This is a genomic window from Eubacterium sp. AM05-23 (genome assembly GCF_003477535.1).
GTDB classification, from domain to species: Bacteria; Bacillota; Clostridia; order Eubacteriales; family Eubacteriaceae; genus Eubacterium; species Eubacterium maltosivorans.
In genome coordinates, this window is the sequence record NZ_QUDF01000003.1 from 151,558 (window position 1) to 177,142 (window position 25,585).

19 protein-coding genes and 1 riboswitch are annotated in these 25,585 nt (G+C 48.8%); of the genes, 14 read left to right on the forward strand and 5 right to left on the reverse strand.

Annotated features, from left to right (window positions below):
• Positions 1 to 11 precede the first annotated feature (11 nt).
• The 5 genes from DW091_RS04685 to DW091_RS04705 form a co-directional block, all read right to left on the reverse strand.
• A complete protein-coding gene (locus DW091_RS04685) occupies positions 12 to 1,274 on the reverse strand; it encodes a hemolysin family protein (protein WP_118517529.1) in 1,263 nt (420 codons plus the stop codon).
• Positions 1,275 to 1,409: 135 nt separating this feature from the next.
• Positions 1,410 to 2,558, reverse strand: coding sequence for a hypothetical protein (locus DW091_RS04690; RefSeq protein WP_118517530.1), 1,149 nt, complete (start codon positions 2,556 to 2,558; stop codon positions 1,410 to 1,412).
• Positions 2,545 to 4,347, reverse strand: coding sequence for an ATP-binding protein (locus DW091_RS04695; RefSeq protein ID WP_118517531.1), 1,803 nt, complete (start codon positions 4,345 to 4,347; stop codon positions 2,545 to 2,547). Before DW091_RS04695 ends, DW091_RS04690 begins: the two co-directional genes overlap by 14 nt.
• Complete coding sequence (locus DW091_RS04700; protein WP_058693823.1) at positions 4,347 to 5,033, reverse strand: response regulator transcription factor; 687 nt, start codon at positions 5,031 to 5,033, stop codon at positions 4,347 to 4,349. Before DW091_RS04700 ends, DW091_RS04695 begins: the two co-directional genes overlap by 1 nt.
• Before the next feature lie 52 nt (positions 5,034 to 5,085).
• Positions 5,086 to 5,796, reverse strand: a complete 711-nt coding sequence (locus DW091_RS04705; protein WP_074617609.1) for a tRNA 2-thiocytidine biosynthesis TtcA family protein — start codon at positions 5,794 to 5,796, stop codon at positions 5,086 to 5,088.
• A gap of 223 nt (positions 5,797 to 6,019) precedes the next feature.
• Here DW091_RS04705 and DW091_RS04710 point away from each other — a divergent pair, with 223 nt between their 5' ends.
• From DW091_RS04710 to feoB, 14 genes are all read left to right on the forward strand, one after another.
• Positions 6,020 to 6,511, forward strand: coding sequence for a small multi-drug export protein (locus tag DW091_RS04710; protein WP_058693825.1), 492 nt, complete (start codon positions 6,020 to 6,022; stop codon positions 6,509 to 6,511).
• Positions 6,512 to 6,515: 4 nt separating this feature from the next.
• Entirely contained in the window at positions 6,516 to 7,316 is an 801-nt protein-coding gene (locus DW091_RS04715; protein WP_058693826.1) for an HAD family hydrolase, read from the forward strand.
• Between the two features lie 121 nt (positions 7,317 to 7,437).
• Positions 7,438 to 8,670: an aminopeptidase P N-terminal domain-containing protein gene (locus DW091_RS04720; protein WP_074617607.1), complete on the forward strand. Its 1,233-nt coding sequence runs from the start codon at positions 7,438 to 7,440 to the stop codon at positions 8,668 to 8,670.
• Between the two features lie 77 nt (positions 8,671 to 8,747).
• Positions 8,748 to 8,843: riboswitch (SAM riboswitch) on the forward strand.
• 118 nt (positions 8,844 to 8,961) lie between these two features.
• A complete protein-coding gene (gene metK, locus DW091_RS04725; RefSeq protein WP_058693828.1) occupies positions 8,962 to 10,143 on the forward strand; it encodes a methionine adenosyltransferase in 1,182 nt (393 codons plus the stop codon).
• 250 nt (positions 10,144 to 10,393) lie between these two features.
• A complete protein-coding gene (ftsE, locus tag DW091_RS04730; RefSeq protein WP_013381348.1) occupies positions 10,394 to 11,083 on the forward strand; it encodes a cell division ATP-binding protein FtsE in 690 nt (229 codons plus the stop codon).
• Positions 11,073 to 11,990, forward strand: coding sequence for a permease-like cell division protein FtsX (gene ftsX, locus DW091_RS04735; RefSeq protein ID WP_074617606.1), 918 nt, complete (start codon positions 11,073 to 11,075; stop codon positions 11,988 to 11,990). Before ftsE ends, ftsX begins: the two co-directional genes overlap by 11 nt.
• Before the next feature lie 23 nt (positions 11,991 to 12,013).
• Positions 12,014 to 13,279, forward strand: coding sequence for a M23 family metallopeptidase (locus tag DW091_RS04740; protein WP_058693830.1), 1,266 nt, complete (start codon positions 12,014 to 12,016; stop codon positions 13,277 to 13,279).
• Positions 13,280 to 13,368: 89 nt separating this feature from the next.
• A complete protein-coding gene (locus tag DW091_RS04745; protein ID WP_224168743.1) occupies positions 13,369 to 14,598 on the forward strand; it encodes a S41 family peptidase in 1,230 nt (409 codons plus the stop codon).
• Positions 14,599 to 14,738: 140 nt separating this feature from the next.
• Positions 14,739 to 16,700, forward strand: coding sequence for an excinuclease ABC subunit UvrB (gene uvrB, locus DW091_RS04750; protein WP_118517533.1), 1,962 nt, complete (start codon positions 14,739 to 14,741; stop codon positions 16,698 to 16,700).
• Complete coding sequence (uvrA, locus tag DW091_RS04755; RefSeq protein ID WP_058693833.1) at positions 16,697 to 19,522, forward strand: excinuclease ABC subunit UvrA; 2,826 nt, start codon at positions 16,697 to 16,699, stop codon at positions 19,520 to 19,522. The genes uvrB and uvrA overlap by 4 nt, the downstream gene beginning before the upstream one ends.
• Positions 19,523 to 19,642: 120 nt before the next feature.
• Complete coding sequence (locus DW091_RS04760) at positions 19,643 to 20,509, forward strand: LytTR family transcriptional regulator (RefSeq protein WP_074617603.1); 867 nt, start codon at positions 19,643 to 19,645, stop codon at positions 20,507 to 20,509.
• A 147-nt stretch (positions 20,510 to 20,656) separates the two neighbouring features.
• Entirely contained in the window at positions 20,657 to 23,038 is a 2,382-nt protein-coding gene (locus tag DW091_RS04765) for a hypothetical protein (RefSeq protein ID WP_118517534.1), read from the forward strand.
• A 139-nt stretch (positions 23,039 to 23,177) separates the two neighbouring features.
• Positions 23,178 to 23,402 (forward strand): FeoA family protein, encoded by a 225-nt coding sequence (locus DW091_RS04770; protein ID WP_013381339.1) that lies wholly within the window; start codon positions 23,178 to 23,180, stop codon positions 23,400 to 23,402.
• 116 nt (positions 23,403 to 23,518) lie between these two features.
• Positions 23,519 to 25,549, forward strand: coding sequence for a ferrous iron transport protein B (gene feoB / locus DW091_RS04775; RefSeq protein WP_118517535.1), 2,031 nt, complete (start codon positions 23,519 to 23,521; stop codon positions 25,547 to 25,549).
• Positions 25,550 to 25,585 lie beyond the last annotated feature (36 nt).

Genomic DNA, 25,585 nt, shown 5'->3' on the forward strand with positions numbered 1-25,585 from the left:
ATGGATTAAATTCAAGCATCTGTTTCAGGCTCTTCTGTCCGGACGATCTTGATTTCAAGAACACACTTGAGGCTGGCTTTTGTGATGGTAATGGCAAGATTTTCATAGGTGAAGGTGTCGCCGACCTTTGGTATATGGCCAAGCAGGTCAACCACCCAGCCGTTGACGGTATTGGAGTCCAGGTCCTTATTTTGAAATTGGATATTGAAGTATTCAAACATATCGATGAGGTTAGCATGGCAGGAAACCAGGGTTGTATGATCGTCCAGGGGCTTGAAAACTTCCACGATCTGGTCATGTTCGTCCCATATATCGCCCACAAGCTCTTCCAGGATATCTTCAAGGGTGACCAGCCCAAAGGTGCCGCCGAATTCGTCCGCAACAATGGCCATATGGGTCTTAGACTTTTGAAGCAGCCGCAGCAGCGTAGAGATTTTCATGTTTTCACTGGCGTACACCACATCGGCCACAATTCCCTGAATAGAGGTAATATCGTGATTGATCAGTGAATGAAAATCCTTCTCATGGATCATGCCAATGATATTATCAATGCTTTTGATGTATACCGGAAGTCTGGAGTAACCGGTTTTTGAAAAGAGCTGTTCTATTTTATCCAGCGGCGTTTCGAGATCGATGGCAGTGATATCGACTCTGGGAATGGCAATATCCCCGGCACTGAGGTCGTCAAATTCAATGGCGGAACGGATCAGCTCGCTCTCATGTTCGTCGAATACCCCTTCGCTCTGGGCTTCATCCACAATGGTTTTCAGTTCTTCATCAGTGAAGCTGGGACCGTCCGCGGATTTGAAAAATTTTGACAGCAGTCTTTTCCACTGTGAAAAGACAAAGGTCAGGGGTGTCAGAAGATAAATAAAAAAATTTAAAATCGGCGCTGAAAAAACAGAAAACTTCTCAGGGCTCTCTTTGGCCATACTTTTGGGAGAAATTTCCCCGAAAATCAAAACAAGGACGGTCATGACCACAGTGGAGATGGTGACGCCCAGATCGCCAAAATACCGGGTAAACAGGACGGTTGCCAGCGAGGCTGAGGTAATGTTCACAATATTGTTGCCGATGAGAATGGTCGAGAGCATTTTGTCGTAGTCTTTGCTGATGTTCAGTACCAGAGCTGCTTTCTTATTGCCTTCGGCCGCCATGTTTTTCATGCGGATTTTGTTAAAGGTTGAAAAGGCTGTTTCGGTGGCCGAAAAATAGGCCGACATTAAAATAAGCAGTGCGAGAACAAACATCATTATTAGACTGCTACTGTCCATAAAATAAATTTTCCTCCTGAAATGTATTCGTCATTATGTTCTATTATATCATAATCAGCCATTGTTTTGTTAAAAAGTGCGCATATATTTATAAAGACAACGCCCGGGTACCAGCATGGTACCCGGGCGTTGCGGCTAATTAATGTTATAATCGATTTTGTAGATTTGTGAAATGGGCTGCCCCTTGGTGTCGGCAGTGGTTGCCTCCCTTTTTTTCTCGATGGAGAAATAGATCGTGGACTTGTAGGGATGGGCGATAATTGCCGAGGTCAGGGTCAGGGGGGCGGATATCTGCAGCTTGTTTTTTCCGTTTGCATCCATGATCCAGATGGACTGAGAGGTCTTGGTATTGATGCTGGAAAACTGCGTGTACAGGATTTTCTCTCCGCTTGGCGTATACACCGCCGAAGTAAAATTCCCCTCGCTGATAACGGAGGCCTGAGTCCCTTTGCTGATACTGTAACTCATGATCCGGTTGGAATCTCCATAATTTTGCGTGTAGATAATGCTGCCGTTTTGGCGGTTAATATCAAAGTTTATAACATTTTCATCGATTAGGGTAGAGCTGAGCTCGTCAGTTCCGTCCTTTATCTCGGAAAGGTACAGGTTTGTTTTCTGATCATCGGTCGGGTCTGTACCTGTGAAGATAACCGCGTTGTTTTTGGGGTAATATTGGATATCTTGAACGGGAATGCCGCGGACCGTATGGTAAATACGGCGGTCGCCGTCTGAGTTTGCCATGACAATCTGATTGCTGGTGTTGCTGTAGATGACGCTGCTATCGTCCACAATACAGATATTTGAGTTGACATTTTCCTCAGGAGAGGAAATGGTCTTTGTAACGCTCTTGTCGATGGAGGTCCAGATAAGCTGGTTTGAGGATTTTTCGTTTCCAGTGTCCAGCCCCTTTTCAACATAAAAGACACCTCTGGCGTATTCGTCGAATTTGGCGGAAAGCTGGTGCTTTTCGGAATTGACAAAGCTGGTCAGCTGGTTTTCATTTTCACCCACCTTGAGCAAATTGATGTTATAGGTGATGGGCGGCGCTTCAGTGGTGTTAAGTAACAGAAGTGTGCTGCCGTCGTAAGATATGTCCTGAACCATCCCGGTTCCGATGTTTTCAAAGGAAAGGATTTCCATTTTGCTCTGTGCGTTTTTCTGCTGAAGCAGTGCGTTGTTAAGAGCCAGCGGTTTATCCTGGGGCACCAGAAAGCTTCTACAGCCGCCGAGGAAAAATGGGAGCGCACAAAGCAGAAGCAGCGTGATCCATTTATTTTTTTTCATTTTCTTCACCTCCGGCAAGTGCTTTTTCAATGACGGGCAGGGTTACGATAACGTTGGTGCCTTCACCGACCTGGCTGTCGACGCGGATGGTGCCATTGTGCTTTTCAACGATCTGTTTTACCAGGTAGAGGCCAAGTCCAGCGCCACCTTCGCCCTCGCTCCGGGCGCGGTCTTCATCGACACGGTAGAAAGCATTGAAGATGCGGTCCTTTTCCACGTCGGAGATACCAACACCATAATCGCGGATTGAAACAACAATACTGCCGTCTTCGCGCGTGGAAACCACGTCGATAATATCCCCTTTGTCAGAATATTTGATCGCGTTGTGTAAAACATTGATGAAAAGCTGTTGGAGCCGGTCGTAATCGCCGAGTATCTCCGGCAGGTTCTCGTCCGATTTATAGTTGATCTCAATGTCGTTTTGGCTGGATTTAATCTGCATTTGGTCGACGACATCGATGAGCAGGGCATGCAGGTCGAGGTTAGCCTTTTTAACGTCAAATTCGATTTTATCAAACTGGTTCACATTCAGTAAATCATCCACAAGGCGCAGCAGACGGTGCCCCTCACGATTGATGGTCGACAGCGAACGGTTCAGAATTTCGGGGTCCACCACCTGTCTCCGGGTGAGCATATCTGTGTAGCCGATAATGGTCGTCAGCGGCGTCCGCAGCTCATGTGAAACTGAACTGATGAATTTTTTCTGTTCATTCTGGAACTGCTTGGTGGCAGTGACGTTACGGATGATGATCATGTAATTTTCTTCATAGCCGGCTTCCCGGATGGGGCTGCCGATGATAAGGAGATTACGGCCGTTACAGTCGATTTCCTCTGATATATGGTCCTTGCCGTTTTTAAGATCGTCAAACATATCCCGGAGGAAGGACTGGTACTGGAAATCATAGATTGTTTTGGGGTTGGATATATTAAAGTAGGTTTTGATATAGGAATTGGACGTGATGATATTCCCCTTTTTGTCTATGGCCAGCAACCCGTCGTCAAGGGAGGCCAGAACACTGGCGAGGCGTTTTCGTTCGGATTCCAGCTGTAGGATTACATTGTTGACATTCTGAGACATCTTGTTAAAAACCTGGGTGAGATCCCCGATCTCATCGTCCCGGCTGTAATGAACCATGACATTGTAATTGCCCTTGTTGATTTCGCTTGAAATGCGGGTCAAATCCTTGATGGGCTGGACAAAATGCTTGGAGAAGGACAGGGTGACCACCACCAGAATGGTCAGGCCCAGAATCCCGCCGATGACAAACAAAAGCGTGCACAGGCTGAGGAAGGAGTCCATATTATCCAGTGAATAGATAAAGCCAACATAGCCAAGAAAATTATTGTCGATCTCGATTGGCGATACATAATAAAGAACACTGGTGTTGTCGATGCTTTTCAGAGTCATGACCGGACTGTCCTTTTGGCGGGAAAGGGCAATCTCATTGCTCAGAAATTGATTGTCCGGAATCGAGACGGAGTCCGCAATGGCGTTGCCGGCGGCGTCGAAAAGAATAACCCGGCTGTTTTCGAGCTGGGCAATGCTTTTGCTGAAGGACAGGCTGTTGTCGATGTAGCGGGTTTCATTGGCCGCTTCGGAGGAGCTGGCCTTGAGCTCCTGGCCAATATAAAGCACTGCGTCCTGGCTCATGACCCCGAGCTTATCCTTTGCCTGGTTGATATAGTAGTAGGTAACGCCCTGGACCACACAGAAAATAACAATGATAAAGGTAGCGATAAAAAGGGCGATATTGTAAACAATCATTCGCCCCCGGTAGGTCATTTGCATCAGATTTTCCTCATTTTATATCCGATCCCAAAAACGGTTTGGATGAATTTATTGGGCTGGGTATCGATCTTGCGGCGGATTCGCTGAACGTGCATGTCGACCGTTCGGGTGTCGCCGTAATAATCGTAGCCCCAGATTTTTTCAAGCAGCGTATCCCGTGGAAAGACCTGCTCGAGATTGGAGGCCAACAGGTATAAAAGGTCAAATTCCTTTGGCGTCAGGTGCACTTCCTTGCCATCAAGCAGAACCGTCCGCTCATCCGGCATGATGCTGAGAGGTCCGTTTTTGATAACGGCATCGGTTTTCTTGGCGGCCGGAGCCTTGGTAGCGCGGCGCAGATGGGCCTTGATACGGGCCAGCAGCTCACGGTTGTCAAAAGGCTTGGTCAGGTAATCGTCGGCGCCCAGCTCAAGGCCGAGAACCTTGTCGATAATATCGGTTTTAGCGGTTAAGAGGATGATGGGAACGTCCATTATTGGCGTCAGGGTTTTGCAGACATCATAGCCATTGACCTTGGGCAGCATGATGTCCAGGACAATGAGGTCTGGTTCAAAGCTCTGTGCCTTTTCTATGGCTTCCTGACCATCGTAGGCGGTCTCTACCTGATAACCCTCAAAGTCTAGCTCCATTTTGATTAAATCTACGATAGCGGCTTCGTCATCGACAACTAAAATTTTTTCGTTCATGCTGTTCTCCTTTTATATATAAATATCATGTAATGTAATCTGTCAAAAGTGATCAGAACCACAGGTGGAACTGTTCTTTATTTTGGATGGCCTTCAGGATGCGGTCATCCAGCTCGGGAATGGTCTTTCTGAGCTCTTTCATCATGTCTTTCATGTCCTCACGCTTGGTATGGCCGTCGGCGGGACAGGTGCTTTTAATGACGGGCAGTGCTTTGACCTCAGGATTGTAGACAATATCCTTTTCCTTAACAAAGATTAAGGGACGAATCAGGGTGATATCCTTCCGGTCAAGGTAGGTTACCGGTGAAAAGGTGTTGACGCGGCCCTCATAAAAAAGGCTCAGGAAAAAGGTCTCGATGGCGTCATCGGCGTGGTGGCCGAGGGCGATTTTACGGCAGCCCCGCTCAATGGACAGGTCGTGCAGTGCGCCGCGTTTCATTCTGGCGCAGAGGGCGCAGGGGTTTTTTTCCTGTCTGGCCTCAAAAACAATGGGACCGATCTGTGTTTTTTTGATGGTGTAGGGGATGTCCAGCTCAGCGCAGAGCTGAACCAGCGGTTCAAAGTCCATTCCGCCAAAGCCCATATCTAAGGTAATACCCTCCAGTTCAAAAGGAACTGGCGAGAAATATTGAAAGCGCTTCATGGCAACCAGCAGTGCAGTACTGTCCTTACCGCCGGACAGACCAACTGCGATGCGGTCGCCGGGGTGTATCATTTCATATTTTTCAACTGCTCTTCTTAAAGGTCCGAGGATCTTTTTCATGATGTCTCCTTTATATAACAAACTACTGGTATTTTACCATTATACAAAGGAAAAAACAAATTTTGCACCGGTTTTTTAACTGAAAATAAAACTTTTGGAAAGCTTGTCAAGCACCTTTATAGTTGTTTCGGATAGAAATTAATGTTATAATTTTTAATTGCATATTCCAATATTGAAAATGCTTAAGTTTTAATAAAGATGATTAAAAACAAAGGAGAAACGAATGTCCCAGGCGATTATTAATTTTTTTGCTTTTTTACCGGACTGGCTGGAGGTTTTCATTATCTCAGCGATTCCGATTGTTGAACTCAGAGGCGCAATTCCGTGGGGAACCCTGGTGCTGCACATGCCCTACCTTCAGGTTTTTTTGCTGTCCTGGCTCGGAAGCATTATACCGGCTCCCTTTATTCTGCTGTTTTTACCGGCGGTCTTAAAATGGATGCGGGGTACAAAGGTTTTTGGCCCCTTTGCCAACTGGCTGCACACAAGAGGGATGAAAAAATCAGAGAAAATCACACAGTACAAATTCTGGGGGTTGATGATTTTTGTGGCGATTCCGCTGCCGGGCACTGGCGTCTGGACCGGCTGTCTTGCCGCATCGCTCATTGAGATGGACTTTAAGCGCGGCATGCTGTCGGTTATTCTGGGCTCAGCCATCGCAGGCGTTATTGTGACAACATTATGCGCCCTCGGCCTTATGGCAGTTGGGGGATGATGAGATGGTTCGTCTGATTGCCCTTGATCTTGACGACACCCTTTTGACAACAGACAAGCAGATTTCCCATAAAAACCGGGAAGTGCTGGAGGCGTGCATCGACAGAGGAATCCGGGTGGTTACAGCAAGCGGACGGTTTAATGAATCTCAGCTGGTGTTCATCAAGAAGATTGGGCTGGGGCTTGAAAAAGAATACCACGTTGGCGACGGCGGCGGGACTATTTTTAACGAGGATAAAATTTTAAAGGTGATGGGTGCCATCGACAGAGCCCGGTATCTCAGTGTTTTAAGCCAGACGCGGGAGCTGGGGGTGCCCTGCTTTGTGGCCACGAGCCACAATATGTTTTATGATATAGCAGACCAGCCTCTGTGCCATGTTTATGGGAAGGTACCTGGTGTGCGCCGGCCTTATATTGAGCGGCTGGAGGATCTTTCGGCAGTAGAAGATGCCCTTAAGTTTGTGTTTTCCTATCAGTCTGAGGAAGAGCTTGAGCGTATCCAGTCGATCCGCTGCGATGGAACCATTACCTTTCACGCGGGGCGCAATCTTATGGAAATCACCATGGAGGGCCTGAACAAATTCGCGGCCCTTACGGAGCTGGCCAAGTTTTACGGCATTGCGGCCGATGAGATGGCCTGTATCGGGGACAGCGAAAATGATATTCCGATGATCGAAGGCGCCGGGTTGGGGATGGCGGTCAAAAACGCCATGGACAGCGTTAAGGTGCACGCCGATGCCGTTGGTGAGAAAACCAATGATGAAGACGGCGTGGCCTGGCTTTTGGAAAGGTATGTATTGCAATAAAAAAGGGGATTGGTGAAATGCGCTGACTCTTTTGGCTAAAGATCAAATTCAGTATTGAATTTGGTCTTTTTTATGTTTACAATAGTCCTTAGTGACAAAATAATTAAAAGGAAGTGTGAAAATGCCATTATCACAGAATTTTTATAGACAAACCCGCAGAGAATTAGGCGAAAAGCTGGAGATGGAGAGCCTGGCGATCATCTATTCCGGACGGGCGGTCCAGCAGTCGCTGGACGCGGACTATCCCTTTTACACAGATAACAACTTTTATTATCTGACGGGGATTGAGGAGCCTAATGTGACCCTTCTGATGGAAAAGGACGCCAATGGCGAGGTTACAGAGCGTTTATTCATTGATGAGCCAGACCCTTTTAAGGAAAAATGGGTGGGCGCTAAGATCAGTATTGAGGAAGCGCAGGCGTTATCTGGTATCGAGGAGGTGCGTTACAACTCTGATCTGGAGCCCTGCGTTTTACAGGAAACCCGTTTTGACAACCTGTATTTTGATTTTACCATGCCCAGGCATCAGAGCTTTGCGACCAGCGATCCGCAGGTCAAGCTGCTGTTCGCAGATATGGAGATTCAAAACCTTCAGCCTTATTTGACCGCCATGCGGTTAATTAAAAAACCCGAGGAAATCCAGGCGCTGCGTGACGCCATCGAAATAACCGCGAAGGGGATCGACGCTATTCTTGAAAATTTGAAGCCAGATATGAAGGAATATCAGATTCAGGCGGTCTTTGAATACACCATCAATATGCTGGGCGCTCAGGGGGTATCCTTCCAGACCATTGCGGCCTCTGGCAAAAGTGCTACGGTGCTGCATTACATAAAAAACCAGGCAACCATGAAGGGAAGCGATATGGTGCTTCTGGACCTGGGGGCCCGCTATAAGGGCTATTGCGGCGATATCAGCCGTACCTTTCCGGTTTCTGGAAAATACACTGACGAACAGGCCATGGTCTACAGCATGGTTCTGGAAGCTCAGCGAGAGCTGATCCAGATGTACCAGCCCGGTGCAAAAATGCTGGATATCCAACAGGCAACCAAGGATATTTTTCTTGAGAAATGTTTAAAAAACAACATTGTGCCCAAAGATAAAGACATCAATGAATTCTATTATCACGGCATCGGCCATTCACTGGGGCTGGATACCCACGACACCAATGATAAGCGGGAATATATTCTGGAGCCTGGCATGGTCATCACCTGCGAGCCGGGGCTTTATATTGCGGAAATGGGGATGGGCGTGAGAATTGAGGATGATATCCTCATCACAGAAAACGGACCGGAAAACCTGTCGCCGCAGATTCCAAAGGATATTGACGTTATTGAAAGGCGGATGAATCAGTAAGCCGTTTGTTTTTTTCCATAAAAGGGGCTTGACAAAACAGCCCTGTAGGTTTATCCTATTACAAGTAATTGAATATTTACCTATCCAGAGAGGTGGAGGGACAGGCCCGATGAAACCCGGCAACCAGCATAAGCATGGTGCCAATACCTGCAGTTAAACTGTAATGATGGGGTTTTTGAACGAATCTAACCCCATGCGCGCATGGGGTTAATTTTATTTAAGGATTTAAAAAATCTGTGATCTTTATCAAAGGTAAATAGAATTACGACAATACAAATTTTTAAGGAGCGAATAATGAAACAATTATTTACCTCAGAATCCGTTACTGAAGGCCATCCGGATAAAATCTGTGACCAGATTTCCGATGCGGTGCTGGACGCGATCATCGAACAGGACCCGATGGCCCGTGTTGCCTGTGAAACATCTGTATCAACCGGCTTGGTTTTAGTAGCGGGTGAAATCACCACCAACTGCTATGTAGACATTCCTAAAATTGTCCGTGAGACCATCCGCGGCATTGGCTATGACCGTGCGAAATACGGCTTTGACTGTGAAACCTGCGCGGTTTTAACCTCCATTGACGAACAGTCTTCGGACATTGCCATGGGTGTGGACAAGGCCCTTGAAGCAAAAGAAGGAAAGCTGGAAGAGGAAGATCTGGCTACCGGCGCCGGAGACCAGGGGATGATGTTTGGCTTTGCCTGCAACGAAACGCCAGAGCTCATGCCAATGCCGATCTCGCTGGCCCACAAGCTGACCAAAAAGCTCTCTGACGTGCGCAAACAGGGTGTTGTAGATTATCTGAGACCGGATGGAAAATCTCAGGTGACCGTTGAATACAACGACGGTGTGCCCACCAGAGTGGACACTGTGGTCATTTCGACCCAGCACAGCGCTGATGTGGACGCTGCCACCATCCGTAAGGATATGATCGAAAAGGTCATTAAGCCTGTGATCGACCCAGCTCTTCTGGATGAAAATACCAAATATTTTATCAACCCGACCGGCCGTTTTGTTATCGGCGGCCCACAGGGCGACGCCGGCTTAACCGGACGTAAGATTATCGTAGACACCTACGGCGGATATGGACGCCACGGCGGCGGTGCTTTCTCAGGAAAGGATCCGACAAAGGTCGACCGTTCTGCCGCTTACGCAGCCCGTTATGTTGCCAAAAACATTGTGGCGGCAGGCCTGGCTGATAAATGTGAGGTACAGCTTGCCTATGCCATCGGTGTGGCTGAACCGGTATCTGTTTTTGTCGATACCTTTGGAACAGGCAAGGTTGCCGACGATAAAATCGCAGAGCTGGTAAGAAAGCATTTTGACTTGAGACCAGCCGCGATTATCAAGAATCTTGACCTGAGAAAACCGATTTACAAGCAGGTTGCCGCTTATGGCCATTTTGGCAGAAACGACCTGGATTTACCGTGGGAAAAAACCGACGTTGCTGAAAAATTAAAAGCAGAAGCTTAAAAACAGAGGATCACAGCTGAAAAGTTGTGATCCTTTATCTTTTTGTTTCTTAAAAAGGATATAAAGTATCAAAAAATTAAGGCAAGGCGTGACCATTTTGTGTATAATTAATGCATTCGAGTAATAATTTGAATACTTTTAGATAAAACTTGGATAGAAAATCTTGTTTTTGTGCGTTAAAAAGTATAAAATAAACTGTACAGCATCATTGGCAACTGCCAAAAGACCAAGCTGCTAGGAAGATGATTGAATGATTGAATTTATAAATGTTACAAAAACGTATGATAAAAATGAAAAAGACGCCTTGAAAAACGTAAACCTGTTTATTGACAAGGGCGAGTTTGTATTTCTGGTTGGCCGCAGCGGCGCCGGAAAGTCGACCTTTATCAAGCTTTTGCTCCGCGAAATTGACGCGAGCACCGGGACGGTTAAGATCAAGGGACATGATATTTCCAAGCTTTCCAAAAAGGAGATTCCATATCTGAGAAGAAAGCTGGGCGTGGTTTTCCAGGATTTTCGGCTGCTAGAAAATAAAAGCGTGTATGAGAATGTGGCCTACGCCATGGAGATCATCGGCCGTCCCGAGCGCAAGATCCGCAAAAAGGTGCCGCTGGCGCTGGAAATGGTCGGGCTTTCACACCGGGCGAACCATTACCCCAATGAGCTTTCCGGCGGGGAACAGCAGCGTGTTGTTATCGCCAGAGCCATTATCAATAACCCGAGCATCCTGATCTGCGATGAACCGACAGGGAATCTTGACCCTGTGACATCGCGCGATATCATGCGTATTCTGGAAGAAATTAACAAGCATGGCACCACTGTGGTGGTTGTAACCCATGACAGTGAAATGGTTAATATTATGAAAAAAAGGGTATTAACCCTTGAAAATGGTTATCTCACCAGCGATGACGTCAAAGGACGGTACCGCAATGCGAAGTAATCACTGGAAAACAATGCCCCGGACGATCCTTCGCGACACAGCACAGAGCATGCAGCGAAACAGTCTTATGAGTATTGCGGCTGTTTTTTCCATCATTGCGGCGCTGATCATTTTGGGAATCTTTCTGGTGCTTACCATCAATATCCGCCAGGCGACGGCGAATGTGGAGTCCCAGCTGGAAATGAAAATTTTCCTGAAGGTAGACTACACCGAAGAACAGCGCGCCGGTCTGGAACGGGATCTCAAGGCCAATCCGCTCATATCTGAGGTTCGTTTTGAAACAAAGGATGAGGCCCTGGAGAATTTTTCAAGCTCACTGGAGGACTATACAGGCCTTCTCAGTGATTTCAGTTCCGAAAACAATCCCATGCCCGCTTCTTTTATCGTTCAGGTAAAGGATTCGGAAAGCATGGACGATGTGAAGGCTTTCGCTCTGACCTATCAGGATAAAGGGGTCGAATATGTAAAATACGGCGAGGAATATATCAACGCCCTGTTGAATTTTAACCACTTCGCCAATACGATGAGCATCGTCGTATTGATTGTCCTGTCGGTCATCTCATTATTTTTGATTTATAATACCATCAAGCTTACGGTGTTTGCGCGCCGGAAGGAGATTGGTATCATGAAATACGTCGGCGCGACCGACGCTTATATCCGAACGCCATTTGTCCTGGAGGGGACTTTTCTGGGGCTGATTGCGGCTGTTGTGGCTGTCATGATTGTGCGTTTGGCTTATTACTATATATTGGGCATGCTCGGCGGCAGTGTACTGCTTCCCATGACCTCAGCACTGGCGACACCGGATCAGGTCATGGGTCAGCTGATCTTTTTCTTTACCGTTTATGGTGTGGTCATCGGTGCGGTGGGCAGTGTGTTCGCTATTCGAAAATTTTTAGACGTATAAAAAACAGGAGGGGACTTCAGAAAATGAAGAAGAAAATTTCTTTAATTGTAACGGCATTATTTTGTTTATCCATATTTATTTCTCCGGTTTATGCAGCCACAAAAGACGAATTGCAGCAGCAAAAAGACGACGCGGCTGCAAAAAAAGAGGCGGCCCAGTACCAGGTGGATATGACCCAGAACACCATTGAGGGGATTCAGACCGAGATCAGCAAGGCCAACGCGGAGATCGACAGGATCAACGGCCAGATTAATACCTTGGATGGCCAGATCAGCGATTTGACCGCTAACCTGGAGAGAACCACAGCAGAACTGGAAGCGGCCGAAGAAAAACAGGCCAAACAGGAAGAGGAATTAAAAGAACGTGTCCGTGTCATGTATATGTACGGGAACGAAGGCTATATGCAGGTTCTTTTCTCAGCCACAGACTTCGCAGATTTTATCGCGAAGGCTGATATGATGAAATCTATCGTACAGGCCGATAAGGACTGCGCAACCGCACTGGAAAAAACCCGTGCGGAGGTACAGGAGAAAAAAGAAACCATTGAGACAAACAAAACGCAGGTAGAACAGGCGAAAGCAGATCAGGAAACTGCTCTGAAAAGCCAGCAGAGTGTCAAGTCTCAGAAGGATGAGCTGTTGGCCAAGAATCAACAGGTAGTCCAGCAATATCAGGCAGAGGTTGATAAACAGGATGAGATTCTGAAACAGGCCGATGCGGAACTGGCAGTCATCGCTCAGCAGGAAGCCGAGGCACTGGCGGCAAAACGGGCACAGGAAGAAGCTGAAAGACAGCAGCGTGAAGCAGAAGAAGCGGCTAACAGCGGCTCCTCTGACAGTAGCTCCTCCGACAGCGGCTCCTCCGGCGGCGGTAACGTCGTGGTTTCCAGCGGCTTTATGTGGCCGTTGCCAGGCAACTACACCATTACCAGCTGGTTTGGCTATCGTCCGGCTTCTGATACCAACGGTATTGGCTCCACCAACCACGGCGGTATGGACATCGCGGCCTCTACAGGGACACCGATTCATGCACCGGCTGGCGGTTATGTAACCAAGGCATCCTGGTATGGAGGCTATGGCAACTGTATCATGGTGGCCATGGACAACGGAGATACCCTGTTATTCGGGCATCTAAGCGGCTATAACGTGTCCTACGGACAACGTGTTAACCAGGGTGATGTCATCGGCTATGTGGGCAGCACAGGCAATTCTACCGGACCCCATCTGCATCTGAGCTACTTTGCGAACAATGTCACACCAGTAGATCCTTGGGATTACATCTATTATTAAAATAAAGACAGAATTTGGAAAGAATCGTCTGATTCTTTCCTTTTTTATTGTTTATTTAAGGCTTTTAGTGTATTCTTTTCAGGTGAGTATTGAATATAATTGATTTGAAAGGATTGACAATGGACAGAGGGCAGAGAAAAAAGCTCATCGTTATTGCGGTAATAGCGCTTATTGTCACAAATATTTTAACCTTTTGCCTGACAACGGGCGCCAACGTGGCACTGGGCAATAAGGTGATTTTAAATGTTGACAGCACAGAAATGGCCGATGGACTTAAAAAACTGGTAAGCTTAAAGGGGCATATCGATAAGGAGTATTATAAGGATATTGATGATACGACCCTGATGGAAGGGGCCATGAAGGGCATGTTTGAGTCCACAGGCGACCCCTACAGCGGCTACTATACGGAAGAAGAATTTCAGAAGCTGATGGAAAGCTCAACAGGCACCTACAGTGGTATTGGCGTGGTGGTGACAGAGGATGAAAGCGGGACAACCACAGTGGTTACCCCTTACAAAAACACTCCGGCGGGCGATGCGGGCATGCAGATCGGCGACAAGATTGTCAAGGTAAATGGCGAGGATGTCAGCGGAAAAGGCTCCGAATACACCGTAAGCCTGATGCGCGGCGATCCGGGCACAGCGGTGGAGGTAACCGTGTCACGGGACGGACAGGAACAGACCTTTAACCTGACCAGAAAGAGCATCGACACCCCAACGGTTGAGTCCCGGGTCATCGACGGTATTGGTTATCTCTCTATTTCTGAATTTACCAATAAGACCTCAGAGGATTTTAACGCAGAGCTTGAAAACCTGCTGAGCCAGAATATCACCGGGCTGATCATCGATCTTCGCTATAATGGGGGCGGTGTTGTCACCTCTGCGGTGGCAGTGGCGGACCGCCTGCTGGGGGACACAACAGTGGTCTACACCGTTGACAAAAACGGCAACCGGAAGGACTATACCTCGACCGGCGAAGTAAAGCTGGACCTGCCAATAACCGTGTTGGTCAACGAGGGGACCGCCAGTTCCTCCGAGATTCTGTCTGGAGCCATTCAAGATACCGGAGCCGGACAGCTCATAGGAACACAAACATTCGGTAAGGGCATTGTTCAGGAGGTGGTACCCCTCAAGGATAAGAGTGGCTACAAGCTCACCAATGCGGAATATTTTACGCCGAACGGCCGCAACATCAACGAAAAGGGCCTGACGCCCGACGTGGAGGTTTCCCAGAACGAGGCCTATAAGAACACGCTGAATGTCCCGGAAGATCAGGATTTACAGCTTCAGAAGGCCATTGAGATTTTAAAGGGTAAGTAAACCGGAGGGGAGGATCGGAGTTTTAAAACTTCGATCCTTTTTTCTGCTATATTAAACTGATTCCCATTGACAAAACTGACAGAAGTGGTACAATAAGAGAACACATGTTTCTTGGATTGAAGGGTTACAAAGGTGATTGAATGAAACCATTTAAAGTAGTATCCGACTATGAACCAAAGGGCGACCAGGAAAAGGCCATTCAGGAGCTGGCCGACGGCATCAATAAAGGGATGAAATATCAGACCCTCCTGGGCGTTACCGGCTCAGGCAAAACCTATACCATGGCTAAGGTGATCGAAGCCGTCCAGAAGCCGACGCTGATCATCGCCCATAATAAAACGCTGGCAGCTCAGCTTGCCAACGAGTTCCGGAGCTTTTTTCCGGAAAATGCAGTAGAGTATTTTGTGTCCTATTACGATTATTACCAGCCAGAGGCCTATGTGCCGCATTCCGACCTTTACATTGAGAAAGATTCCTCCATCAATGATGAGATTGATAAAATGCGCCACTCGGCCACAGCAGCGCTCTTTGAACGCAGAGATGTGATTGTGGTGGCCAGTGTTTCCTGTATCTACGGACTTGGGAGTCCCATCGATTACGAAAATCTGGTGCTTTCTCTGCGTCCGGGCATGGAAAAGGACCGCGACGCGGTTATCCGGAAACTGGTGGATATCCAGTATACCCGAAATGATATCGCCTTTGAACGTAATAACTTCAGGGTGAGGGGCGATATCCTGGAAATCTATCCGGCGGCATCCTCTGGAAAAGCTGTACGGCTGGAGTTTTTTGGCGATGAAATCGACCGGATTACAGAGATTGACACCATCACCGGCGAGATTACCGGTGAACTCAGCCATGTTTCTGTTTTTCCAGCTTCCCACTATACCACCACGCCCGAAAAGCTGGATGTGGCCATCAAGGGTATCCGCGACGAGCTGGCGGACCGCTACGATTATTTTACCGAGCATAACCAGCTGGTGGAGGCGCAGCGCATTCTGCAGCGGACCAACTATGACCTGGAAATGCTCAAGGAGATGGGTTACTGCAACGGTATTGAGAACTATACGCGCTACATTAACGGCTCGCCGCCGGGAGCGCCGCCCTATACCCTGATCGACTATTTCCCAAAGGATTTTTTAATCTTCGCGGATGAGTCCCACGTGTCCATTCCTCAGATTGGCGGTATGTCCTCTGGCGACAGGGCCAGAAAACAGAACTTGGTGGACTACGGCTTCAGGCTCCCGTCTGCCTATGATAACCGTCCGCTCAACTTTGAGGAGTTTGAAGGGAAGATTAATCAGATTGTCTTTACCTCGGCCACGCCGAGTAAATATGAAAAAGCGCACAGCGAACAAACCGTCGAACAGATTATAAGACCGACCGGCCTGATTGATCCTGAAATCTTTGTGCGGCCCATTAAGGGACAGATCGACGATTTGATGGGTGAAATCAATGAGACGGTGTCTAAGGGCAACCGGGTACTGGTGACCACCTTAACCAAAAAAATGGCAGAGGACCTGACCCAGTATTTCAAGGAAAACGGCATTCGGGTCAATTATCTGCACTCCGATATTGACACCATCGAGCGGACAAAAATACTCAAGGAGCTGCGTATGGGCGAGTTTGACGTTCTGGTCGGAATCAACCTTTTAAGAGAAGGGCTGGACCTGCCAGAGGTTGGACTGGTTGCGATTCTGGATGCGGACAAGGAAGGCTACCTGCGTTCTGAAACCTCACTGATCCAGACCATTGGCCGCGCGGCCAGAAACGTGGAGGGCAAGGTGCTCATGTACGCGGACAGGATTACCAGGTCCATGGATTACGCCATCACGGAAACCAACCGGCGCCGTAAGATTCAAAGTGAATTTAACGAGGCTCACGGTATTATTCCGAGGTCTGTCCATAAGGAGATCCACGATTCCCTCGAGGTGACAAAGGTCGCTGAGGACCAGGCCTCCTATGTGGTGGAAGACGAAGTGATGGATGTGGAAGCTGAAATCATGAACCTTGAAGCAGAAATGCTGGTTGCCGCGGAAAATCTCGAGTTTGAAAAGGCCGCTGCGCTGCGTGACCGGATTAAAGAATTGAAAGGAAATAAATGAAATATATAGACGTCAAGGGTGCCAAGGAGCACAACCTTAAAAATATTAATGTCAAGATACCGAGAGACCAGCTGGTGGTACTGACTGGCCTCAGCGGGTCGGGTAAATCCTCGCTGGCTTTTGATACCATCTACGCAGAAGGGCAGAGACGCTACGTCGAGTCCCTTTCTGCCTACGCGAGGCAGTTTTTGGGCCAGACACAGAAGCCAAATGTGGAAAGCATTGACGGCCTCTCACCGGCTATTTCAATTGACCAGAAAACCACCAACCGGAACCCCCGTTCGACGGTTGGGACAGTGACAGAGATCTATGATTATTTCCGTCTGCTTTACGCCCGTATTGGCATTCCCCATTGCCCAAAATGCGGAAAAGTCATCGAGTCACAGAGTGTGGATCAGATTGTGGATACGGTTCAGGCTCTTGAGCCCGGAACAAAATTCCAGATTCTGGCTCCGGTGGTGCGGGGTGAAAAGGGACAGCACAAAAAGCTGCTGGATCATCTTAAAAAAGAAGGCTATGTCCGCTTGATCGTGGACGGCGAGGCCAGGGAAACCAGTGAGGACATCGAGCTGGAAAAAAATAAAAAGCACAGCATCGAAGTTGTGGTTGACCGCCTCAAGAGCAAGGAAAACATGACCAAACGCCTGACCGACTCCATCGAGACGGCCCTGCATCTGGCGAACGGTCTGGTGATCTGTGATGTGATCGGCGGTGAACAGCAGCTTTTCAGTGAAAAGCTGTCCTGTCCAGACTGCGGTATTGCCATGGATACGCTGGAACCCCGGACCTTTTCCTTTAACAACCCCTTCGGGATGTGTCCGGAGTGCCATGGTCTCGGATTTCATAAGGAGATTGATCCGGATCTGCTGATTCCGGACAAAAGCCTGTCCATTGAACAGGGGGCCATCAAGTTTTTTGGGCTGAAGAATGACTCGAAAATTATGGTCAACCTCATACGTGCCATTGCGAAAAAATACAATTTTACTCTGGACCAGCCCCTGACAGAAGCGCCGGACGCTTTTCTTCAGGAGCTTTTATACGGCTCAGATGAAATTCTGGAAATCGAGTATGAGGGCAAGTTCTCGGGCACCTATACCACCACCTTCGAGGGCCTTGTCAACAATATGGAGCGCCGTTATCAGGAAACCCACTCCGAGGGTATGCGCAGCCTTATCGATAAATATATGTCTGAGATCCCCTGTCCAAAGTGTAAAGGGAAGCGCCTGAACCCCACAAGCCTTGCGGTAACCGTGCAGGATAAGAATATCATTGACCTTACGGATATGTCAGTCAAGGAGCTTTTGAGCTTCTTTTCAAATATGAAGCTCACGGAGACAGAACAGATGATTGGCGAGCAAATTTTTATTGAGATCAACGCGCGTCTGAAATTCCTCCAGGACGTTGGCCTGGAATACCTGACGCTTTCCCGTGCTGCAGGTACCCTTTCCGGCGGCGAATCCCAGCGTATCCGTCTGGCCACTCAGATCGGTTCCGGACTTGTGGGGGTGCTTTATGTACTGGATGAACCCAGCATTGGGCTGCACCAGCGGGATAACCAGAAGCTGCTGAAAACGCTGCGCCGTCTCACCGATCTCGGCAATACCCTGGTGGTGGTGGAGCATGATGATGAGACCATGGAGGAAGCCGACTGGATTGTAGATATTGGCCCCGGAGCGGGCGTCCACGGCGGCGAGATCATTGCCGAGGGAACCGTTGAAGATATCAAGAAGGTGCCCGAGTCCATTACCGGCCAGTATCTGAGCGGCAAAAAGCAGATTGAGGTGCCAAAGGAGCGCCGGGCCGGTAAAGGCACGGCCATCACCATTAAGGGCGCGTCTCAGAACAATCTGAAGAATATTGACGTATCCTTTCCTCTTGGCAAATTTATCTGTGTCACCGGTGTTTCCGGCTCAGGAAAGAGCACACTGGTCAATGAAATTTTGTATAAGGGCGCTTCCCAGAAGCTGTACCGCAGCTTTAAGAAGCCCGGAAAATACAAAAGCATCGAGGGATTGGATGAGATTGATAAGGTTATCGCCATTGACCAGTCCCCCATCGGGCGGACCCCGAGGTCCAATCCGGCGACCTATACGGGTGTGTTCGATATGATTCGTGACCTTTTTGCCAAGACACCAGAGGCCAAGGCGCGCGGCTACAAGAAGGGCCGTTTCAGCTTTAACGTAAAGGGCGGCCGCTGTGAAAAATGCAGCGGTGACGGGATACTTAAAATCGAGATGCATTTCCTGCCCGACGTCTATGTGCCTTGTGAGGTCTGCCACGGACAACGGTATAACCGTGAAACGCTGGAGGTTAAGTACAAAGGTAAAAACATTGCAGATGTGCTGGATATGACGGTTGAGGAATCGCTGAAGTTTTTCGAGCATCTGCCCAATATCCGCAATAAAATGCAGACCCTTTATGACGTGGGGCTTGGTTATGTGAAGCTGGGACAGCCGTCCACACAGCTTTCCGGCGGTGAAGCGCAGCGGATCAAACTCGCCACAGAGCTTTCAAAGCGCAATACGGGCCGCACCCTCTATATTCTGGACGAACCGACCACGGGGCTGCATATGGCCGATGTCGCCAGGCTGATCGACGTACTGCAGCGCCTGGCCGATACGGGCAGTACCGTGGTGGTCATTGAGCATCAGCTGGACATGGTAAAGGTTGCCGACCATATCATTGACCTGGGGCCAGAAGGCGGCGATGGCGGCGGAACCATCGTATGCACAGGGACCCCAGAGGAAGTCGCCAAGGTGAAGGAATCCTACACCGGGCAGTATCTGGCTAAGATTTTGAATAAAACCTATGACAGGTCGTGACAGCAGCATCAAGATGCTCCGCGCCTGAAATGGACAATAAAATAAGCGTATGTGGTCTGAGCAGCGGCTCAGAGGCCTCTGCGCTTTTTTGATATTATAAGCCAAAAGGAGGCGATGTGGATGGGAGAAAGCAGGAGCGCCAGACAGGATGATAGGCAGGGCCGCCAGCCGGAAGACCTGACTGCGCTGACAGAGCGGATTATGGAGGCGCATGGTGAACGGGATCTGGAATTTGTGATGCGGTATATGGATGAGCATGTACTGTGGATCGGGGCGCTGCAGAACCAATATATTCATGGGAAAAAAGCAATGCGCGAAGTCCTTGAGCTTGAACAGGATGTGCCTGTCTGCACAGAGGGGGCAGACTGTGAGATTGCCTACAGAACCGCAGATACTGTTATTGTGACCGGCCGCCTGAATGCTTATACAGACCCAAAGACCGGCTATGTTCTTAAGCAGAACCAGCGGCTTACCTTTGTCTATCAAAAGCAGCCCGAGGGCTGGCGGGTGGTACACCTGCATGTTTCCAACGAGTGGGATGTGCTTCAGGAAGGGGAGGTGTTTCCTTATGCCTGCGGCCGTGAGACTTACCGCTACATGCAGAAACAAATTGATGAAAAACAGCAGGCTTCCCAAAAGGTTGAGGTGCATATCCGTAAACGGCTGTATATTTTGGAAACCCACAGCATTCTTTTTATCGAGGCCTTTAAGCACCACAGCATGATCTGCCGGGTGGGGGACCGGGTTCAGGTTGACGAATCGATCACCGCGCTGGCAAAACGGCTGCCGGACACGTTTTTAAGAGTCCATCGCAGCTTTATCATTAACCTGAATTATGTGGACCATCTGGAATACAGCTCTGTTTTTCTGCGCGATGGAATTGATGTCCCGATTCCCAAGCAGCACTATCGAGAGACCAGGTCACACATTATGGAAAGGCTTTCCCGGATGGGTATTACGCTGAAGGAGAAATCGGCATCTCCATAAGCCCTGGCCGAGGAGCCTGAATCCTTTTAATGGCCTGTGCTACCATTGATGGCGTTTAACCGCTTATTGGTGCACAGGTCATTGATTTTTTTGGCATATTTTATATAATAATAATTAATTAAACGTTTCTAAAGAGGAGGTCATATCATGAAAAGAACACTTCGACTTAAAAGATGTATGGCTTTTCTGCTCATTTTAACCCTGATGATGGGATACAGCCCAGCCGCTCTTGCCGATGAGGCGGTTGACCTTACAAAGCCATCAGCGGCTGAAAGCCAGCAAATACAGCTGCAGGCAGCAGACACGATTGATGGCGTTGCGGACCTTGTCGTCACCGATTTAAAGGAGGCCGTAACACAGGACGGACTGGAAAACGCCAAAACCGGAAAAAGTGTCCATGCCGATGCCCGTTATATCAGTGGAACGCTGACAATTATTGGCGTGAAGGATACAGACTGGTACTACCAGACTCTGGCGGGAAGCAAAAACCAGCTCAACAATCTGGAGCTGGGCGGAGCCTTTGACACGGCGGCTGTGGTGTCGTTGAGCGTTGACCCTAAAACACCGGCGCAGGTGGATTTTGTGTTAAAGCTTCCAGAGAATGCGGTGATGTCTGAGTCGACCGGGAACCTTATTCTGGCGTCTGCCTGTAATGTGACAGCGTCTGACCTGACAGTGAGCGTGCCGGTAGAGACCGTGAGCCTTGCCCTCGCAGGCAACGGCATTACCGTTGATGATCCCCAGGCCGACAAGCCCTCCTACACAGCTGCCGTCAGTATTGACGGTGGAAAGCTTAACAGACGGCTGGCTGCGGGAGATGTGAGCTTTGACGGCGCCTTTGCAGGTGCTTCTGTTACCTCGGTAACCACCGGCGCCGACAAGACTGGATTTACAGTCAAATTCACAAAGGATGCCAACCCAGACGCGTCCAGGGCCCGGACCGGGCGTCTGATTCTCCCGGCGGACACCCTGACCTACACAGACGGGACAGCGCTGAACAGCGACATCACGCTGACAATGCCGGACGATTATGTCCCCAAAACCGTTGACCTCACAGGCGGTGCGAGCGGCGGCCCTGTCATCAACGGGGCAGATATAGGGAAACAGATCGCAAACCAGAGCGTGAATGTGGCCACACAGGTTCTCAATAAGATCAAAAATACAGGAGGCTTTGCGGGGCTTGGCTTTCTCAATATTATCACAGATCTTATCTGTAAGATCGACGCCGGCGCGCAGGACAGTGAGCTTACCAAAATACAGGACCAGATCAGCCAGGTGAGCCGCCAGCTGAATAACAGCACCGATGAAATCATCAACGGGCAGCGCCGGAGCGATATTCTCGCAAGGCTCAATGCTTTAAACAGTGTGGCGGGCGATTTGAAAAATGATTTTGACGCGTGCAACACCTCGGCTAAAACCGCGCTCCAGTACATGTCAGACCAAACAACCGATGGTCACTTAGACGAGATCCGCACAGCCATGAGCCATGTGTATTCCAGCCAGAATAATGATAACCGTTATTATGATCATATGATGAATCTGGGACGCGGCATTACCGGTGAAGGGGCGCTTTTAAAAGATACTGATATTTTTACGGCCTTTAAGAGCCTGTCCTCCTACAATTATGACTGGAGCAGCCAGACCCTTGAGGGACGTGAGTCCTTTAATGAAGCCATCAAAAATTACTATGCCCAGGGATACGGTATTCTTCTCACCGCCATGCAGTATGATTATGACAGCAATGAAGCCGAAGCAAAAGCGAAAATAAAGGCCATTGCCGATATGCAGGCCCTTTTGGACGCGGGCGGACTGAATCCTGCGGATGTCGAGAGCCTTAACAGGCTCATTGCCCAGTATGGGGGCAATGTGGCGGACGCGGACGGTACGCCCAACGGCGGCGACATTGGTATGTGCAACATGCGTATGCAGCGTACAAAGCAGAATATGGACAGTCTTACCGCCATGCAGGCAAAGATTAACAGCCTTTACGCCAGTGCGGTCCAGGGATGTAAGGACGACCGACAGATGGATACAGACGGCAAGGTTTTCAACTATCGTGTGAATAAGACCTACTATAAGACCCTTCAGGGCTTGAAGGGCAGCAGCTGTTACTACCGCAATAAAAACCACGACACCGCCAGCGACTGCACACAGACCCAGAAAAATGACCATGCCAGCCGTGGCGACTACGAAACCATGATGCAGGCAGCCCGTATCAGAAAGTACAGTTCCTTTAAAGAAGAGCTGACAGCCGCCGGGCTGACGCAGGTCAATATGACCGCAGAAAAGACCACAAAGGCGCTGAGCGGTCTGGATGCTGCGGGCTTCTATATCGGTAACGGTTCTGTTAAACAGAGCGGTACCTTGCTCTTTTCACGGCTTACTTTTAAATATTGCTTGGCTATTATCGATATGAATGGCAGCTATGACGGCGCACATGAATGCTACCGTTACGGCAACCTGTGGGGAAAACTCAGCTGGCAGTCCAAGGAAGACCGTCCGCTGCTGTTTTTGCTGGAAGCTAAATAGGCGCAGCCCATCGAAAGATAAGGCTTTACATAAAAAATACTAAATATTACCAATCTTTTCACAAAATGCGTTGACAGGTACTGTCTAATTAAGTATAATAAAGCTAACAAAAGAGTTTAATAGACAGTGGGTGATAAAGATGAAAACAACATTGAAGGATTTAAGACCTGGGGAATCAGGTGTGGTTGATACAATTTCAGTGGAAGGCCTCATGCGCCGCAAGCTCATGGATATGGGCGTAACCCCTGGTGTGGAGGTAATGGTCGATAAGGTAGCGCCCTTTGGAGATCCAATCGAAATTCACCTTAGAGGCTATGCGTTAAGCCTGCGTAAAAACGATGCTGAAAATATATTAATCGCCTAATTGTTTTAAGATGCAAAATAAATATTAAATCACAAAAACCGCCTTTTTCAAGGTGGTTTTTCTCTTGTAAGAGTAAGTTAGTTTCATGTGACATCCTAAAAACCGAGGAGTATTTTATGAATTATCGCGTTGCACTGGTGGGAAATCCGAATTCCGGAAAGACCACCCTATTTAACAGCCTGACTGGAAGCAATCTGTACGTGGGGAACTGGCCGGGGGTCACCATTGAAAAAAAGGAAGGGGATCTGCGGGATACCGTGAGCAAAATTACGCTGGTGGACCTTCCCGGCATTTATTCGCTGGCTCCCTATTCCATGGACGAGATCGTATCAAGGGATTTTCTGCTGAGTGAGCCGCCGGATCTGATCATCAATATTTTAGATGCCTCAAACATTGAGCGGAACCTGTACCTGACCACTCAGCTGATGGAATTGAAGATTCCCATCATCGGTGTGCTGAATATGATGGACATTGTTGAGAAAAAAGGACTGAAGCTTGATCTTCACTCCTTAAAAAAAGGGTTCGGCTTTCCATTTATGGAGATATCCGCCCAAAAGGGGATCGGTATTGAGGCGCTGATTAAGGCAGTCGAGGAAAAGCTGGAGAGTGACCGGAAAGCCGGAAAAACACCGGAATTCAATCCGATTTTTCCAGATAATATCGAAAAGGTCATCATTGATTTCGACAATCTGGTACAGCGGTCCTACCCGGATATTCTGCCCGGTTATCCAATGATTTTCAGAAGCATCAAGCTCATTGAAAAGGATGATGAGATTCTGAAAAAGGTGGCGAACTGCTTTGGGCTGGATCAGGACATCTATGACGCCCGGGAAAAGATCAGGGAAATCAGCGGACAGGATGTGGACAGCACCATCGCGGATTACCGCTACCGCTTTATCACTGATCAGGTGGCAAGGGCTACGAAAAAGATTGGCAAGAGTCATCTGGCCTTTGAGGACAGGCTGGATAAGGTGCTCATGAACCGCTACGCGGCTCTGCCCATTTTCTTTATTTTTATGTTTATCATTTATTTTGTGTCCATCAACGTGGTGGGGGATGGCACAACAGGCCTGATCGAGGGTTTTATCAGCGAGGTGCTGATCCCCGGCGTGACGGGCTTCATGGAGGGGCTGAACGTGGCTCCGTGGCTCATCGCTCTGGTCACCGAGGGGGCCATCACCGGCGTGGGGGCGGTTCTGACCTTTATCCCCCAGATTACCGTGCTGTTTATCTTCATCTCTGTGCTGGAGGACAGTGGCTATATGGCGCGGGTGGCCTTCATGATGGACCGTGTGTTTCGGAAGTTCGGCCTTTCGGGAAAATCCTTTATCCCAATGGTCGTGGGGCTTGGGTGCTCGGTGCCTGGGATTATGGCGACACGGACTCTGGAGAATGAGCGGGAGCGGAAGCTCACCATTATCCTGACCCCGTTTATCTCCTGTGGGGCCAAGATGCCGATCTATGTGCTCATGGCGTCGGCCTTTTTCTCAAAAGCCCAGTCTGTCATGGTTTTTTCCTTGTATATCGTGAGTCTGCTGGTGGTCTTTGTGTCAGGCGTAATCCTGTCCAAAACGGTATTTAAGGGGCAGGATTCCGGTTATCTGCTGGAGCTGCCGCCCTACCGCCTGCCGGTGCTTAAAAACACGGTTAGCCAGGTATGGCAGCGCGTGAAGGAATTTATTGTGCGCGCCGGCACCATTATTTTTGCGGCATCGGTTTTGCTGTGGTTTCTCCAGAACTTTGGCACCAATTTCCAGATGACCGCCAATGCCGATGAAAGCATTCTGGCGGCCTTCGGAAAATTGATCGCCCCGATTTTTGCCCCATTGGGCTTCGGCAACTGGGTGGCCAGCGTTTCGGTATTATCGGGCATTGCGGCCAAGGAAATGATCATCAGCACCATGAGTGTTCTGACCAGTACCTTTGACGGCGGCTTTACCATGGCGCTCGGACAGATATTCACCCCGCTCTCGGCTTACAGCTTTATCCTGTTTGTGCTTTTGGCATCGCCCTGCATGGCGGCTCTGGCGACCATGAAAAAGGAGCTGGGAAACTGGAAAACCTTTGGTTTTGCCATTTTGTACCAGACGGGTACCGCCTATCTGATCTCCATGCTGGTCTATCAGATTGGAAGCCTGTTTATTTGATTTATCTGCGGCCCTGGGCCGCTTTTTTGTTACCAC

Excerpts from the sequence above, each read along its gene's own strand:
- DW091_RS04690 (WP_118517530.1), bottom strand. The coding sequence starts at position 2,558 with ATGAAAAAAAATAAATGGATCACGCTGCTTCTGCTTTGTGCGCTCCCA.
- DW091_RS04740 (WP_058693830.1), top strand. The coding sequence starts at position 12,014 with ATGAAGAAGAAAATTTCTTTAATTGTAACGGCATTATTTTGTTTATCC.
- DW091_RS04710 (WP_058693825.1), top strand. The coding sequence starts at position 6,020 with ATGTCCCAGGCGATTATTAATTTTTTTGCTTTTTTACCGGACTGGCTG.
- DW091_RS04770 (WP_013381339.1), top strand. The coding sequence starts at position 23,178 with ATGAAAACAACATTGAAGGATTTAAGACCTGGGGAATCAGGTGTGGTT.
- DW091_RS04715 (WP_058693826.1), top strand. The coding sequence starts at position 6,516 with ATGGTTCGTCTGATTGCCCTTGATCTTGACGACACCCTTTTGACAACA.
- ftsX (WP_074617606.1), top strand. The coding sequence starts at position 11,073 with ATGCGAAGTAATCACTGGAAAACAATGCCCCGGACGATCCTTCGCGAC.
- DW091_RS04685 (WP_118517529.1), bottom strand. The coding sequence starts at position 1,274 with ATGGACAGTAGCAGTCTAATAATGATGTTTGTTCTCGCACTGCTTATT.
- DW091_RS04705 (WP_074617609.1), bottom strand. The coding sequence starts at position 5,796 with ATGAAAAAGATCCTCGGACCTTTAAGAAGAGCAGTTGAAAAATATGAA.
- DW091_RS04765 (WP_118517534.1), top strand. The coding sequence starts at position 20,657 with ATGAAAAGAACACTTCGACTTAAAAGATGTATGGCTTTTCTGCTCATT.
- uvrA (WP_058693833.1), top strand. The coding sequence starts at position 16,697 with ATGAAATATATAGACGTCAAGGGTGCCAAGGAGCACAACCTTAAAAAT.
- ftsE (WP_013381348.1), top strand. The coding sequence starts at position 10,394 with ATGATTGAATTTATAAATGTTACAAAAACGTATGATAAAAATGAAAAA.
- DW091_RS04700 (WP_058693823.1), bottom strand. The coding sequence starts at position 5,033 with ATGAACGAAAAAATTTTAGTTGTCGATGACGAAGCCGCTATCGTAGAT.
- uvrB (WP_118517533.1), top strand. The coding sequence starts at position 14,739 with ATGAAACCATTTAAAGTAGTATCCGACTATGAACCAAAGGGCGACCAG.
- DW091_RS04695 (WP_118517531.1), bottom strand. The coding sequence starts at position 4,347 with ATGCAAATGACCTACCGGGGGCGAATGATTGTTTACAATATCGCCCTT.
- DW091_RS04760 (WP_074617603.1), top strand. The coding sequence starts at position 19,643 with ATGGGAGAAAGCAGGAGCGCCAGACAGGATGATAGGCAGGGCCGCCAG.
- DW091_RS04720 (WP_074617607.1), top strand. The coding sequence starts at position 7,438 with ATGCCATTATCACAGAATTTTTATAGACAAACCCGCAGAGAATTAGGC.
- feoB (WP_118517535.1), top strand. The coding sequence starts at position 23,519 with ATGAATTATCGCGTTGCACTGGTGGGAAATCCGAATTCCGGAAAGACC.